This window comes from Lysinibacillus sp. NPDC097231 (assembly GCF_044761885.1).
In the GTDB taxonomy this organism is placed as follows: Bacteria; Bacillota; Bacilli; order Bacillales_A; family Planococcaceae; genus Lysinibacillus.
On record NZ_JBIWDH010000013.1, the window covers coordinates 78728 to 94156 of the forward strand.

Annotated in this window: 16 protein-coding genes; 3 read left to right on the forward strand and 13 right to left on the reverse strand. The window is 36.1% G+C overall.

Annotated elements, in window-relative coordinates:
* The first annotated feature begins 163 nt into the window (after window positions 1-163).
* Genes ACIQXF_RS10100 through ACIQXF_RS10110 form a run of 3 tightly spaced genes read left to right on the forward strand, consistent with a single transcriptional unit; the run spans window position 164 to window position 1570 of the window.
* Entirely contained in the window at window positions 164-604 is a 441-nt protein-coding gene (locus ACIQXF_RS10100; protein WP_402782349.1) for a LytTR family DNA-binding domain-containing protein, read from the forward strand.
* Window positions 601-1017, forward strand: a complete 417-nt coding sequence (locus ACIQXF_RS10105; RefSeq protein WP_402782352.1) for a hypothetical protein — start codon at window positions 601-603, stop codon at window positions 1015-1017. The genes ACIQXF_RS10100 and ACIQXF_RS10105 overlap by 4 nt, the downstream gene beginning before the upstream one ends.
* Window positions 1018-1027: 10 nt before the next feature.
* A complete protein-coding gene (locus ACIQXF_RS10110; protein ID WP_402782355.1) occupies window positions 1028-1570 on the forward strand; it encodes a DUF7010 family protein in 543 nt (180 codons plus the stop codon).
* 299 nt (window positions 1571-1869) lie between these two features.
* On the opposite strand, the gene ACIQXF_RS10115 is transcribed toward ACIQXF_RS10110, so the two are convergent.
* The 13 genes from ACIQXF_RS10115 to ACIQXF_RS10175 all read right to left on the reverse strand — a co-directional run bounded on the left by ACIQXF_RS10115 (window position 1870) and on the right by ACIQXF_RS10175 (window position 15266).
* Window positions 1870-2448 carry a hypothetical protein gene (locus ACIQXF_RS10115; RefSeq protein ID WP_402782358.1) on the reverse strand — a complete coding sequence of 193 codons (579 nt, stop codon included), beginning with the start codon at window positions 2446-2448 and terminating at the stop codon, window positions 1870-1872.
* Window positions 2449-2550: 102 nt separating this feature from the next.
* Entirely contained in the window at window positions 2551-2817 is a 267-nt protein-coding gene (locus ACIQXF_RS10120; protein WP_402782361.1) for a hypothetical protein, read from the reverse strand.
* A gap of 468 nt (window positions 2818-3285) precedes the next feature.
* Window positions 3286-3660 carry a hypothetical protein gene (locus ACIQXF_RS10125; protein WP_402782364.1) on the reverse strand — a complete coding sequence of 125 codons (375 nt, stop codon included), beginning with the start codon at window positions 3658-3660 and terminating at the stop codon, window positions 3286-3288.
* Window positions 3661-4323: 663 nt separating this feature from the next.
* Complete coding sequence (spo0A, locus tag ACIQXF_RS10130; protein WP_053483724.1) at window positions 4324-5115, reverse strand: sporulation transcription factor Spo0A; 792 nt, start codon at window positions 5113-5115, stop codon at window positions 4324-4326.
* 354 nt (window positions 5116-5469) lie between these two features.
* Window positions 5470-6417 (reverse strand): SpoIVB peptidase S55 domain-containing protein, encoded by a 948-nt coding sequence (locus ACIQXF_RS10135; protein WP_402782367.1) that lies wholly within the window; start codon window positions 6415-6417, stop codon window positions 5470-5472.
* A 122-nt stretch (window positions 6418-6539) separates the two neighbouring features.
* A complete protein-coding gene (gene recN, locus ACIQXF_RS10140) occupies window positions 6540-8231 on the reverse strand; it encodes a DNA repair protein RecN (RefSeq protein ID WP_402782370.1) in 1692 nt (563 codons plus the stop codon).
* 35 nt (window positions 8232-8266) lie between these two features.
* Complete coding sequence (gene ahrC, locus ACIQXF_RS10145; protein WP_402782373.1) at window positions 8267-8716, reverse strand: transcriptional regulator AhrC/ArgR; 450 nt, start codon at window positions 8714-8716, stop codon at window positions 8267-8269.
* Between the two features lie 100 nt (window positions 8717-8816).
* Window positions 8817-9635, reverse strand: a complete 819-nt coding sequence (locus ACIQXF_RS10150; protein ID WP_402782376.1) for a TlyA family RNA methyltransferase — start codon at window positions 9633-9635, stop codon at window positions 8817-8819.
* Window positions 9635-11536: a 1-deoxy-D-xylulose-5-phosphate synthase gene (dxs, locus tag ACIQXF_RS10155; RefSeq protein WP_402782379.1), complete on the reverse strand. Its 1902-nt coding sequence runs from the start codon at window positions 11534-11536 to the stop codon at window positions 9635-9637. Before dxs ends, ACIQXF_RS10150 begins: the two co-directional genes overlap by 1 nt.
* A 164-nt stretch (window positions 11537-11700) precedes the next feature.
* A complete protein-coding gene (locus tag ACIQXF_RS10160) occupies window positions 11701-12582 on the reverse strand; it encodes a polyprenyl synthetase family protein (RefSeq protein WP_402782382.1) in 882 nt (293 codons plus the stop codon).
* Between the two features lie 3 nt (window positions 12583-12585).
* On the reverse strand, window positions 12586-12819 hold the full coding sequence (locus ACIQXF_RS10165) for an exodeoxyribonuclease VII small subunit (protein WP_402782385.1): 234 nt from the start codon (window positions 12817-12819) through the stop codon (window positions 12586-12588).
* A 2-nt stretch (window positions 12820-12821) separates the two neighbouring features.
* Window positions 12822-14174: an exodeoxyribonuclease VII large subunit gene (xseA, locus tag ACIQXF_RS10170; protein WP_402782388.1), complete on the reverse strand. Its 1353-nt coding sequence runs from the start codon at window positions 14172-14174 to the stop codon at window positions 12822-12824.
* A gap of 276 nt (window positions 14175-14450) precedes the next feature.
* Window positions 14451-15266 (reverse strand): undecaprenyl-diphosphate phosphatase, encoded by an 816-nt coding sequence (locus tag ACIQXF_RS10175; RefSeq protein ID WP_402782391.1) that lies wholly within the window; start codon window positions 15264-15266, stop codon window positions 14451-14453.
* Window positions 15267-15429: the final 163 nt, after the last annotated feature.

Consider the following 15429-nt stretch of genomic DNA (forward strand, 5'->3'; position numbering starts at 1 on the left):
CTCTTGTTGTAGGAAATAGATAAGTTTTGTGATGGCATGAAAACTCTAGCTTTAAATTTACTGAATCAATGTTGTAACAAAATCTATTTTTTTTGCAACAAAACGAAAAATCATCGTAAGTTCTGAGAAGTGTTGCTACGATAAAAACAGGAAGGAGATCAACATGAAATTCAACTATACTTGGAAAAACAATCAATCATCCTCTGAAATTGAGATTATTAGTAATCCATCAAATAAAGAATTGCTTTCGACGTTTGAACAACGTTTTTTTCAATCTAGGACATTATTCGCAACAGATCTCAAAACAAATCGTCAGGTTATGATTGAACTAAATGACATCGAAGTAATTGAAGCATCAGGTCATTTCACTAAAATCTTTTTAATAGATGGAACAGAACTATTTCTTAATAAGATTTTAAAAGAATTATCTTACTTGGAGTCATTCGGATTAGTTAGAATCAACAATTCGTTGATTTTGAATATGAATCAAATAAGCTCGTTTGCTTCGGGAAGCCATGCGAGATTGGAAGTTATTACAAAACAACAAAATAAGTATATTGTCAGTAGACATTATGCAAAGTCTATTAAGGAGAGACTGATATGATAAAAGATTTAAAAAATAGCTTTTTGCAAGTTTCATTTTTGGGGATGATTTGGATTGTTTTTTTAATTACTATTTTTAATCTTCATGAAGAAACAGTCCGATTTCTTTATATTTGGAATTTAATTGGAATCAGTATTCTAATGGGGATTGTTTTTGGTATAGCTTATCCTTATTTGTGGAACTACTCTACATTCAAAGTAACAACTAAAATTACTATTAGTACTTTTTTGAATTTTTTCTGTTGTATTGAAAGTGTATATCTTTTTTCACCAAAAGTATTCGAAATTATCAAACCTTATTTGTTACTAATTGTAGTAATAACGTTGATTGGCCATATCATCGGATTTTATTTTTTCTCAAAATATGAAAATAAAAAAATAGCGGATAGTTTAAATAAAGCGCTAGAAAATTAAGGAGACGAAAATGAACATTGATACTAGCTTACAAGTATTATTAAATGATATTGCAAAGAAACAAAAGAAGGGGCTTCCTTTTATAATGGCCTCGATATTTATTTGGGGAGTTATTACAATAATCGCTTTGCTGCCTTTTGATTTAATGATAAAAAATATTGGTATTTTATCTTGTGGAGCATTGCTATTTCCTGTTTCAATTCTTTGTGCCAAAATATTAAATGTTGATTTATTTTATAAAGAAAATCCATTGATTAATGGACTGTTGATTGCAACAAACAATCAAGTTTTATATTTAATTATTTGTATTCTTCTATTAATTAAAGCACCTATGTGGGTCTTACCTGTATATGCAATTATTTACGGTGCACATTTGTTACCATATTCATTTTTTTATCAATCAAAAAGTTATCGATATAGTTCAATATTTATTTGTATAGCTATTTTGATAAGTGTGATTTTCCTCCATTTAAATATTATTTTTGTCCCGCTAATCATAGAAATTGGTGTGCTTTACTTATTTTTAATGTTGAAAAAGGAAATTAAAAGCTAGTAATAAGACTAGCTTTTTACTCTTGCCGTGGCTTAGATATAATATCATACACTTTTTTGTACGCAAAAAAACGCACTCCTATTTATTGTTGATGTAAACAAATAAACAAGATGTGCATTAAATTTACACATTTTTATTTAGTTATTTATATCCCCCAAAGAAGTTTATAGGTAAATAACCATCCGATTCAACGATTCCCGCTGCGTCTGACAGCGTTGTATATTAACCGCCGAAAAATTATAGCGGAAATTTCCGAGGTTAAAAAATAGCTCGAATATTAAACTAAAGCCCCTGTCTGCTTAATAAAAACATTCTCTTAATTTAGAAACTAATTCTTTATATTTAACAAAGAAATCTTTTATAGGAAGAATTGCAAAGTATGAATAGACTTCATTATTAGCTAATAAACAGTCATCATATACTAAAATTATATTTAAGTGCTTTTGAGGTTCGACTCCACTATTCTTTAGAAAATTTGCCAATTCTAAATATAAACTTCGACCTATTTCATTGATAGACCTTTCTACCGAAAAGCTCCCTGCAAAGCTACCCCACCACACTTGAAAAGATTTATATACTTCATTAAAACCTTTCAAACTATCTGCATTATTTATAAACAGTCTTTGATAGAATACATCTTTTTCTTCATAAAATATTCTTAAATCGCTACCATCATCATTATATATTTTTTCTGAGACTTCATTCCAAAGTTCCTTATACTTTAATTCAAAGTGTTCTTTAAACATCATTCTGTTTGATAAATATGGAAACCTTAATTCTTCTTCATTTTGATTTTGATTGAGGAAAATATTTTGCAAGTAAATCAAAAAGTTCAAAGTTAAGGATGTATCAGTCTTCATCAATAATGAATTATCCAATTTTCTCTCTCCTTTTGATACTGTCACTATTTCCATAATTATAGAGATAATCAATTAATCCTTCTTCAACTAAACTGCAACGTTAGCTCAATTAGTCATACTTTATTTAAGCAACGTTTGAAGACCTATTAGCAAGGGTGCATACACGATTAGTGGAATAAGCAAAATTACTGCACCAATTTTTTTATTTCCCTTTTGTAATAGCAAGAGAGAAGTCATGAAAAATAATGGGTAAATAATAAAAGCAATTATTAATATACCATAAACTAATTGATATAGTTTTCCTGTAAATGCTCCTATGAATGGAATTGAAATCCATTCTAGTACGCTAAACGCAATAACCAATATCCATAACCATCTAAGTGTCATTACTAATCACCTCTAAATCACTGATTGGTCAAAAAAGTAAAAACTCTCATATTCCATTTTATATTATTTTTTCAATTTCTTATATTAATTTTACCGAATAACCCCAATTGCTGTTCAACTAAACTGCTTCGTTCGTTGAATAGTAACAATCATTTAGAAAATATCCATTATTTTTCTAAAATAAAAAAAGTTGTGCGCAAGGTCTGAACACCAGATGATGCCTGTCAAAACGAGAAAGCTGGCACAATAACATTGCCGTAAACTATCATTATAACGTCTGTTCAGTAGTTTGCGTTGAATATTTACGATGCCCACTGCAACTTTCATTATCAGCGAGATACTTTAGGTACATTATGTAAAGTATTGGGGGTGAATATTTCCGACATCTTAACATTAAAGAACATAAAAGACGACGCCGAATAGTGGCAATCGTCTTTCTTTTTTACATATGTGAATTCAATCGTATGCTTAACAATTGCTGGTGCAGATGAATCCAGGCATACTTCCACAGGTTCCAGGACTAGAACAATAGTAGTTCCTCCAATCATCATTTCCTCCATCAAACAAATGCATACTAAGTCCAAAATAACCAAAAAGAGTTTCAAACTGAGTAAAGGTTAGCTTGTCGGCTAAAATGTCATATCTAGCACCTGCAAGACCACCATTATTGAAGACTGGTTTTTCTGTAAATGCTTCAATAATCTTTTCATCTATACCTTCCAGTAAGTCTTGTTTATGTCTTTTAAAAGAATTCCAGTCATCTAAAAATCGTATCAAGTCTTTAGAATCACTTTTCATTAGTGTATTCCACTCGTCAACAGTTTTTGCTGGTTGAAAATCCATAGTTATATTTTCTTTATAACATTTTTACTTATCAATTTTATTTTTCTCTAGTTCGAATTTTTTATACATAGATCTGTCCGAAAAAATGCACGAAAAATAATATTAGTTTTTAACAAAGAATTAACTTCCGAGATTGAAAATTTGTAAAACAGACAGAAAAAGTAATACGTTTTTATTCCATAATCGGGCGCATTAATGAATAAACTTCACTTTTCTTATGTTACGATACACAATTCGCTATTGTCGTTTTACTCACAGGCTTACCAAAATCGCTGCGTCGTTCTGGGTAGTTTACAGGCGATTCCTCGGTACTTACTGTAAACTCGTCGCCTTTCTTCGATTGAACGAATATAAGCTTGTATATGCTCTGCCTTGACGCTTTTATCATCCTCTATTTCGAAGTTATCCAAAAGACCTTGCGAATAATCTAAGTGTTTGTTCATACGATTTTAATGTTTTAAAGACCTTTGCGGAACAATCGAACATGTAGCGATCTATTTCTAATACGGAAACTTAAAGCCATAAAAAATACGCCCCCTTAATCAGTCGTAATAACCTGTTTAAGAAAGGCGTTATTATAAAAGTAATATAACTGTTTTAGAAAATAAGTTTACCGCATATTCTCCGTTAGCCTGGCGTCCACAAACGCAGTCATACCAATGCTTAGCTCGCCATCATGTCGATACGAATTTTGTCCGCAATCATAGCGATGAATTCGCTATTTGTCGGCTTCGACTTTAAGTGATGTACGGTATATCCAAACATCGACGAAATCGATTCATAATTGCCACGGTTCCATGCGACCTCAATAGCATGGCGAATGGCACGTTCTACACGTGATGGAGTCGTATTGAATTTTTTAGCGATTTCTGGATATAAAATTTTCGTCACAGAACCTAATAGCTCAATATCTTCGAACACCATTTGAATAGCTTCCCGTAAATAAGAGTAACCTTTAATATGTGCAGGAACCCCGATTTCTTTAATAATGGCTGTAATCGTACTGTCTAATTGATGTTGATTTAATTTTTGAGGCGCTGCAGGTTGTAAAACGCTCGTCTTTTTCGGAAGTGTTGCTTTTTGTCCAGCGCAATGTAAAATCTTTTGAACCAATTGATCGAATTCAAATGGCTTTAGCATGAAATATGAGGCACCTAAATCAACAGCCTGCTTCATGACATCTTCTTGACCAAAAGCAGTTAACATGATGACTTGAATCGATGACATTCGCTCATTTTGATACATCGATTCTAATACAGCTAAGCCATCAAGATGTGGCATTATTATATCTAGAAGTAAAATATCTGGTGTAAATTCCTCAAGCATTTGTAAACAAACTTTCCCATTTGAAGCAGTTGCAATAATTTCTATTTCGGGATGCCCTTGAAAATACTGCTCCATTGTTTTTAATAACTCTCGATTATCATCTGCAATCGCCACTTTTACCTTTGTCATTTAAATTCCTCCTTCTAAAATCTGCTTTGAATCTCTCAAAGCGTTTCCTATCCCCTTATGCAATTTTGGCACACTGTGGAATTTTCGACATTTTTGTTTTAAAAACCTTTTCTATTTCCAAAAATGAGTATGTAGTCCGATACTTTCTTTTTATATCGACAAGTTATGATAAATACTTGCAAATTGTCGAATGCTTATATCATTTATTTTAGTGAAAAAATGGAGATAAAACTACAGTTTTTTTTAAGTATCGCTAATCCCTTTATAAATAAACAAAATACTTGTTGAACAAGATAATAAATGGCACTTCTATGTATGAAGGAATGGAGCCACCAAAAGGCGGCTCCATCCTTTTTATGAAGATTTTCTTAACATTTCCGATACTGTAATTCCTGCTCCTTTTTTAGGCTCCTCCACAAACATATGTGTAACAGCACCCACAAAACGACCGTCTTGAATTATTGGACTGCCACTCATCCCCTGCAAAATACCACCTGTTTTTTCAATGAGCTTTTTGTCCGATACTATAAATTCAAGGCGTTCATTTTCGACCTTTGTAATTTCGATTGAAAAAGATTCCACCTTACTGCCCTCTATCGCCGTATAGATTTCAGCTTTTCCTGTTTTTATATCCTTTTCATGCATAATTTCAATTGCTTTTGGCAAACTTTGTTGGTAACCGTTTTCCCAACGCCCAAAAATACCATAAACTGTATTTTTATCAATACTTCCTAGTGGTTCTTGATGTTTTTCAATGGAGGATATTTTATAGCCGGGTTGGCCTGGTATGCTTTTACGAATTTGTTGAATGGAAGCTAAAAAAATGGAACCAGCATGGAAAATAGGGGCTTCTTGTAAGGTTGAATCGACAATTTGATGGCCTAATGCTCCGTAATTTTTTGTCTCTGGATCAATGTATGTCAATGTTCCTACTCCATCTGTTTCATCTTTCAAAAATGAAATGACATGTTCTGCTTCTTGCTCTTGTAACACAAGCGTTACTTCTTTTCCTTCACTTTTTATCGTCCATTTCTGCTGTCCCCGCTGAGTAACAGCTTGTTTGACATCGGCAAGTGTTTTTACAGTGATATCATTTATTTTTTCAATAACAGCGCCTCCTTTCATCCACTGATTGGAAGCTAATAGTACATCATGCGCTACAAACACATGTGATAACTGAAGTTGAATTCCAATTGCTTCGCCCATCGGAATAAGCTTTTTTGCAGCAAAAGCCTGAACGGGCAAGCACAATAAAACGATGAGCATAGGCAAAATGACTAATTGACGCCAACGACGAAACATACGACACCTCCTTTTTATTTTTGTCTTTTTACTATGTGTTGTTGTGGCATTCTTATAAGCGGTAAATATTTGTGCAAAAAGAAAAAACCCAGAAACAATTGATGTTGTTTCTGGATTTATGGCTATCTCATTTGTTTTTTCCGTTCATTTGCCATTTTTAAAAGCTCCGTTGCGTGCTGTAGTGTTAATTCTGTAATTTCAGCACCAGACATCATACGGCTGACTTCTTCAATTCGAGCATCTGTATCAATTTCCAACAATGATGTAAATGTACGATCATGCTCGACTTCTTTTTTGATAAAATAATGATGATCTGCCATCGCTGCCACTTGCGGTAAATGAGAAATACATAAGACTTGAGAATTAACGGATATGGCGGCAATTTTTTCTGCAATAGCCTGAGCCACACGGCCACTAACACCTGTATCAACTTCATCAAATATGATAGAAGTTATACCGTTTGACGAAGAGAAAATCGTCTTTAGTGCCAACATCATGCGCGATAATTCACCACCGGAAGCAATTTTCGGTAAAGATTTCGGTGGTTCGCCTACATTCGTAGAAATATAAAAAATTACTTGGTCTTTACCATTCGCATCAAAGTACGGCAATTCATCAAAGTTGACAATAAATTTCGCTTTTTCCATATGTAATTCACGTAGTTCAGCCATAATGGCTTCACTTAAGTCATGTGCAGCGGCCTTTCGTACAGTAGAAAGCTCTGCAGCAAGTTCATTTAATACTAATTCCATTTCTAATACTTTTCTTTCTTTAACTTGCAAAATTTCATCACGATTTAAAAGCTCATTTAGCTCTGTTTTAATTTTTTCGTAATACGCTAAAATTTCTTCTACTGTTGAGCCATATTTACGCTTCAAATTCTGTAACAGGGCTAATCGCTGCTCAACCTCATTTAAACGAGCTGGATCGAATTCTAATTCATCTAGTACATTTTTGACCTGATAGGCAGCATCTTGTAAAGCATAAAAGGCAGTGGTAACAGCTTCCGACGCTTCTTTAAATTGCTCGTCAACTGTCGCAGCATCTTCTAGGGCACCCATTGCATTACCAATCCAGTCAAGGCCTTTGGAATCACCTTGAATAGCTTCATATGCTGCACTGGAACGTTCGAAAATCTTATTGAAATTCATAAGACGGCGCCGTTCATCTAAAAGCTCATCTTCCTCACCCAGCTTTAAATTGGCATCCTCTAGCTCTTTCATTTGGAATTGGTACAAATCAATACGTTGCGCCATCAACTGTTCATCAATTGAAATCGAAGCTAATTCTTTTTTTAGAGAACGATATTCATCATATTTGGAACAGTACGACTCTTGGATTGGTATAAGCTGTTCCTCGGCGAAATGGTCAAGTAAATGAATATGCTGTTTCTCATCCATAAGCTCTTGATTTTCGTGCTGTCCATGAATATCGATGAGGCTGGCACCAATATCACGTAGTACCGATAATGGCACAAGTTTACCATTAACTCGGCAAATACTTTTGCCAGTATCATTTAAATCACGGCGCAAAATAATGGTATCCTCTTCAATCTCAATGCCTGCCTCTTCAAGTTTCTTATGAACAGGATGTCCAGGATTTGAAATTTGAAATAACCCACCTAGTTCAGCTTTTCTAGCTCCATGTCGAATAAATTCAGAATTCCCCCGGCCGCCAGCAAGTAAATGTACTGCATCAATAATAATTGATTTTCCAGCACCTGTTTCTCCCGTTAACACAGTTAAACCGTCTGAAAAACTCACCGTTAAATCCTCAATGATGGCAAAGTTTCGAATACTAAGCTCTCTTAACACGAAATGTCACCTCTGTATCAAATTACCCTGCTATTTTATAGCATGTCTAATAAGCGATTTTTTGTATTTTCACGCTCATCTTCGTTTCGACAAATTATTAAAATGGTATCATCACCAGAAATTGTACCTAAAATTTCTGGCCAATCTAGATGGTCAAGTAGTGATGCAATAGCATTGGCATTCCCAGGAAGAGCCTTCATAACTAAAAAGTGAGATGCACCGTCAATGCTGACAAAAGCATCGGCCAATGCACGGTGTAATTTTTGTACAGGATTGAAACGTTGGTCTGCGGGCAAGCTATACTTATAGCGCCCATCCTGTAAAGGTACTTTAACAAGATGAAGTTCTTTTATATCTCTTGATACCGTTGCTTGTGTCACATTATAGCCTGCATCTTTTAAAAAATCGACTAAATCATCTTGTGTCTCAATTTCATGATTAGCAATAATATCCCGAATCCTTATGTGTCTTTGTCCTTTATTCATAGTGGTCACCTCTTATAAATAATTAAATATTTGTATATTCACACTACCATTTTCAGTACCAAAGCACAAGAAAAAACACGGCTCAGGTAGTGAGCACGTGTTATTTTAGTGAGTTATGCGCTTCTTCAACTAGTGTATTAAAAGCTGTATATGCAGGAATTTCTTCATCAGCGATAGGATTCACTAAATGGAATAAAAATTCAATGTTCCCCTCGCCTCCTGTGATAGGAGAAAACGAAGCATCCTTCACAACAAAGCCAACCTCTGTCGCCATTGCAGCTGTCTTTTCTAATACTTCTAAATGTACTTTTTTATCACGAACGATGCCTTTTTTACCAACCTTCTCTTTCCCGGCTTCAAATTGAGGCTTTACTAGCGCCATCACATTCCCACCTGGCATTAAAAGTGTTTTTAAGACAGGCAAAATTAGTGATAACGAAATAAAACTAACATCAATTGTTGCAAAATCCGGTAAGCCTTCTGTTAAATCTGGCGCTGTCGTATATCGGAAATTTGTTTTTTCCATCACCGTCACACGTTCATCAGAGCGAATTTTCCAAGCAAGTTGGTTTGAGCCAACGTCTAATGCATAGCAATGTCTTGCCCCATGCTGTAATGCACAATCGGTAAAACCGCCTGTAGAGGAGCCAATATCAAGCATTAGCTTGCCCTCTACAGACATATCAAAAATTTGTAGTGCCTTTTCTAGCTTCAAGCCACCACGACTTACATATTTTAAATCAGAGCCTTTTACTTGTAATGGTGCATCTATTGCTATTTTCTCTCCCGCCTTATCAATGCGAGTTTCATTTGAGAAAACTAGCCCTGCCATAATGGAGCGTTTTGCTTTTTCACGCGTTTCACATAGCCCTCGATCTACAAGTAGTATGTCTACACGTTCTTTCGGTTGTTTTGTCATTATTTATTCAAACCTACTTGCTGTTTTTGTTGTAGTAACACATGCATACGTGCCACTGTATCCTCAGCTGTCATATGAATCTCAGCGAGTAGCTGATCTACATTGCCATGCTCGATAAATTCATCTGGAATTCCCATACGATCGATAATTGCATGTAAGTAGCCATGATCATGGGCAAATTCTAATACCCCACTACCAAAGCCACCTTGTAAAACTGCTTCTTCAATTGTTAATATTGGCTTACGACCTACTAATATACGATGTAGCATATCCTCATCCATTGGTTTAATGAAACGGGCATTGACAACCTCTATTTCCACACCTTGCTGTGCTAATAGATTCGCCGCTTCCATTGCCATTGGAATCGTCGTACCAAATGTTAAAATTGTAGCATCCTTACCCTCACGTAATACTTCCCAGCTGCCAATCGGTAGAGTCTTAAGCTCATCATCCAACGGAACGCCAATACCATTACCTCGTGGATAACGTAGCGCAATTGGACCACCATCATATTCAATGGCTGTTTTCACCATATGCTGACCTTCATTTTCATCTTTTGGCATCATAATCGTCATATTCGGGATATGGCGAAGGAATGCAATATCAAATACGCCTTGATGTGTTTCACCATCTGCGCCAACTAAGCCAGCACGATCAATACCAATAAAGACATTCAAGTTTGGACGTGCTATATCATGTAGTACCTGGTCATAGGCACGTTGAAGGAACGTTGAGTAAATAGCTAAAAACGGCTTCATTTGTTGCGTTGCCAGACCTGCTGCCATTGTGGCTGCATGTTGTTCAGCAATCCCTACATCAAAGAAACGATTCGGGAAATCCTTTTGAATACCTTGTAATTTCGAGCCGACTGGCATTGCTGGAGTGATTGTGACAACTCGTTTATCCTCATGAGCAATTTTACGCACAGTCTCAGCAATTAAACTACTCCAAGCCGGACCTTTTGCCTCAGACTTTACAAAGGCACCGTTTTCAATTTTATACGGACCAGTCCCATGCCAATTACCAATTGTATCATCCTCAGCAGGTTTGTATCCTTTACCTTTTTTCGTAATAACATGAACGAGCACTGGGCCTTTTACTTTTTTAGCATATGTTAATGTTGTCTCAAGAGCATCGAAATCATGTCCATCAATTGGTCCTAAATATTTAAATCCTAACTCCTCAAAGAACACGCCTGATACTACTAAGTATTTTAAGCTATCTTTTAAGCGCTCCGCAGTAGAAGCAAGCTTACCACCTAGCACAGGAATCTTATTAATAAGAGATTCTAGTTCTTCTTTAGCTTTTGAATATTCTTTAGCTGTACGAAGACGTCCTAACACATTGTGTAACGCGCCAACGTTTGGAGCGATTGACATTTCATTATCGTTTAAAATGACAATCATATTTGTTTTTGCATGACCGATATGGTTTAATGCCTCAAGTGCCATACCCCCAGTCAAAGCGCCATCTCCAATAATTGGTACTACAAAGTTCTTTTCCTTTTTGATATCACGCGCTGCTGCCATTCCCATGGCTGCTGACAACGAAGTTGAACTATGACCTGTTTCCCACTCATCATGTTCACTCTCTACAAGCTTTGGAAATCCACAAAGCCCTTTGAACTGACGTAGTGTATCAAATTGATTGGCACGACCTGTCAAAATTTTATGCACGTATGCTTGGTGGCCAACATCCCATAAAAACTTATCTTTTGGACTGTCAAACATTTTATGCAGCATAATCGTTAGCTCGACAACACCAAGGTTCGGTCCGATATGACCACCTGTGACAGAACATTTTTCGATTAAGAAGGTACGAATTTCTTGTGCAAGTCGCTCAAGATCCCTTTTGTCTAAGTTTTTTAAAAAGGATGGACTAGTTATCTTATTTAAATCCACCTTTCTCACACACCTTTTCAATAAATTATTCACCGTATTTGTGTTTCCACCATTATAGCAGTGTTATCAATATGCTAAAAGTACGAGCACTTCATTGTTTGCACATTGGCAAACATCCTCACCTATTCTAGCATATTCTTTGCCTTTAACGCCTTGTTTTTCTTCTAGTTTTTACGATGAACAATATAGGCTGCAAACTCACGTAGTAAGCTAACATCTACTTGTAAATTATCGAGTGCGCTAATGGCAAGCTGATAATGCTCTGCAAGCTTTTCCTTTGCTCCATCTAAAGATAAGAGGGCTGGGTATGTGCTTTTATCACTTGCTACATCCTTACCTGCAGTTTTGCCAAGTTCTTCAGTAGTTCCCTCAATATCTAAAATATCGTCTTGAATTTGGAAGGCAAGACCGATGTGATGCGCATATTCCTTTAAAGTTATGCGATCTTCTTGTGATACATCTGCTAACACAGCCCCAGCTTCAATACTAAATCGTAATAAAGCGCCAGTCTTATTGACATGGACATGCTCAAGCTCAGTTAGTTTTAACTGGCGTTTTTCACCTTCCATATCAAGTACCTGGCCTCCAACCATACCTTCTGCACCAGCTGCTATACTTAAAAGGTTTACAAGTTCAATACGTTTTTCTGCTGATACATCCATACGTGCTAAAATCCCGAACGCAATTGTGTTCAGTGCATCCCCTGCAAGTGTCGCAAGTGCTTCGCCGTATACTTTATGATTAGTAGGCTTACCTCTACGGAAATCATCATTATCCATACTTGGTAAATCATCATGTATTAACGAATACGTATGGATGATTTCAATAACTGATCCTACAGTTAACCCATCCTTCAAATTCTTGTTATAAAGCTCAAGTACGGCTAATACGAAAAGAGGGCGAATACGTTTTCCTCCAGCTTTTAATGAATACAGCATTGATTCTTTTAAATCAGCTGGAGCCTCAATTCTTTCAACAAGTGCAAACATTTCAGCTTCAACTTGGGGTATGTTGCTTTCAATAAAATGTTTTAATTGCTCATTCATTTCTTAGTTCTCTCCCTTTAGTGGATCAAATGCTGTCGTTTCGCCATTCTCTTGGACAATTGATATTAACTGTTCCTCAGCATGCTGTAGCTTACTATGGCAAAATTGCGATAGCTCCATTCCTTGCTTATATAAATCAATCGCGTTTTCCAATGGCACATCACCTTGCTCTAGCTGGCGGACAATTTCCTCAAGTGCCGTCATTGCTTCTGCGAAAGTTTGTTGTTTCTCGGCCACAACTATTCCTCCTCATTATTTGGCAAGATTTTTGTCACATCAGCAATAACCTTTCCATCATGGAAGGAAAGTGTTAGTTGATCGTGTGGTTTTAAATCAGCTGATGATTTTAACATTTCGTTATCTTTATAAGCTACTGTGAAGCCTCTTGTTAAAATAGCAAGCGGATTCAATGCTTCTAAAGTTCTGACTGTCGCCTCAAATTGTTGTTTCTGCTTCGCCACATAGTGCGCTGAAGCGCGGTTTAATTGTTGAATACGTGTTTCTAGCTCTCGTTGATGGAAAATTAGTGCCTTTTTCGGTGAATGTTGCTCCACCGCACTATGTAATTGTTGTAACTGAGCTGTTTTTTTCATCAAATCGAGCTGCATTGCTTTTTGTAAACCAGACTCAAGCTGTGCTAGCCTTTCCGTAAACGGTCGATATAGGCGTTCTGGCATCGACAAAGGATAAGACTGTTGGAGCTTATTTAGACGTTGTCGTTCTGCCATAAGTTGCGCCCTTACTATTTGATGAAGCTGTGATTTTTGTGTAAGCACACGCTGAAATAAATCCTGTTGATCAGGAACAGCCATTTCAGCTGCTGCTGTAGGTGTTGGTGCACGCAAATCAGCTACATAATCCGCTATAGTCGTATCGGTTTCATGGCCAACTGCACTAATAATAGGTATTCTGCTTCCAAAAATCGCTCGGGCAACAATTTCCTCATTAAAAGCCCATAAATCTTCAATCGATCCTCCGCCTCGCCCTACTATAAGAACATCGCAATTAGCATCGATATTTGCCTGTTCAATATTTTGAACAATATTTGGCGCTGCTTGTGCTCCTTGTACAAGCGTCGGATAAATCAATATTTCCGCAAGTGGATAACGACGCTTTAATGTTGTACAAATATCTCGAATAGCTGCACCTGTAGTCGAAGTTAAAACACCAATTTTTTCAGGAAACCTAGGAATCGGTTGTTTCCACTCCGGTTTGAAAAGCCCTTCTTTTTGTAACTGCTCTTTCAGCTGATTAAAGGCAACAAATAAGCTACCAATACCATCAGGTTGCATCTCCTGTACATATAACTGATATGTACCATAGCCTTCGTAAACATTTACATCTCCACGGACAAATACTTGCATACCTTCTTTAGGTTCGAACGCTAATTTTGTGGCAGCCGTTTTAAACATTGTAGCCGCAATTCGCGCTCCATCATCCTTTAATGTAAAGTAAATATGCCCGGATTGATGAATCTTGACATTCGAAAGTTCCCCCTTTACGTAGACTTCACGTAAATGCGGATCGGCATCAAATTTTCTTTTAATATATTTTGTTAATGCTTTTACAGTTAAATAAGAAGCAGATGACATATTTTCGGCTCCTTTACTAAAATCAAGTTTTTCACAAAACTACAACTATCATAACATTTTTTAATGTCCTTGACGTGCCAAAATGCAGTTTTGCTAGAAAAAACGACTGTCTTTCATCCTATTGAAAGCCAACTATAACATATCTCTGGAATGATGACCTAATTAATATCACTGTATTGACACTAATACACAAAAATCACTCTGCTCTAAAGCTCTTATCTCTCTTTTTAACATCAAAAAGCCTCACAACTAACTATAGTTATGAGACCTTTAACATTAATAAAATATTAATAAGAGCGTACCTACAAGGAAACAATAATAAGTAAAGTAGCTAAGCTTGCCACTTTTCATTATGCCCATAAACCAACGCATTGCAAAATAAGTCATGAACAGCGTCGCAAAAAATGCTGCCGCGTAAGGAATGGCTAGTGCACCTTTATTTGGCTCGTTTAAAAAATCTGTTATGCCAAGAACGACACCACCAAGACTTACAGGAATATAAAGCATGAAGGAAAATCTTAAGGCTGTTTCCTGCTTCATACCAACTGCAATAGCTGAAATAATCGTTGCTCCTGAACGGCTTATACCAGGTGTTAAGGCAACCGCTTGACCAAGCCCTACGATAATAGCATCTTTTGCAGTCAAATCTGCATCCTTTTTCGTGCCCCGCATATTGCGAATAAGCCACAAGGCAATACCTGTCACAAATAGCATCAGTGCAATTGTTGTCATACTCACCTTATCAGCAATAACATCGCTTAATAAAACACCTAAAATACCTGCTGGAATAGAACCAATTACAATATAGACAGCAAAACGAAAATCTGCCTTATAGCGATTCTCATGAGTTTTAAGGTAAAGGAAAAAATTTTTGATGAGTCGAACAATATCCTGCCGATAAATATAAATAATGGCAAGTAATGAAGCAGTGTTCGTTAAAATAGCAAAAGTAAAACCTTGCTCTCCAAGACCTAGAATTTCACTTACAATCATAACATGCCCGCTTGAAGATACAGGTATTGGCTCCGTGAAACCCTGCACAAGACCGATAATAACATGTTTGATAATCAATATTAAATCTATGTTTTCCATATTAGCCCCCTTATATCTTTATAGTATGTATACCCAACGATCCATAAGACGTTCAAAGCATTGCAAAAGTTCTCAAAGGTTATCAGAAAAAACAAATTTTAGGTTCATTATTAAAATATAGCTAAACTTACATTTGTAGAAAAAAACCATCTCAATGATATCA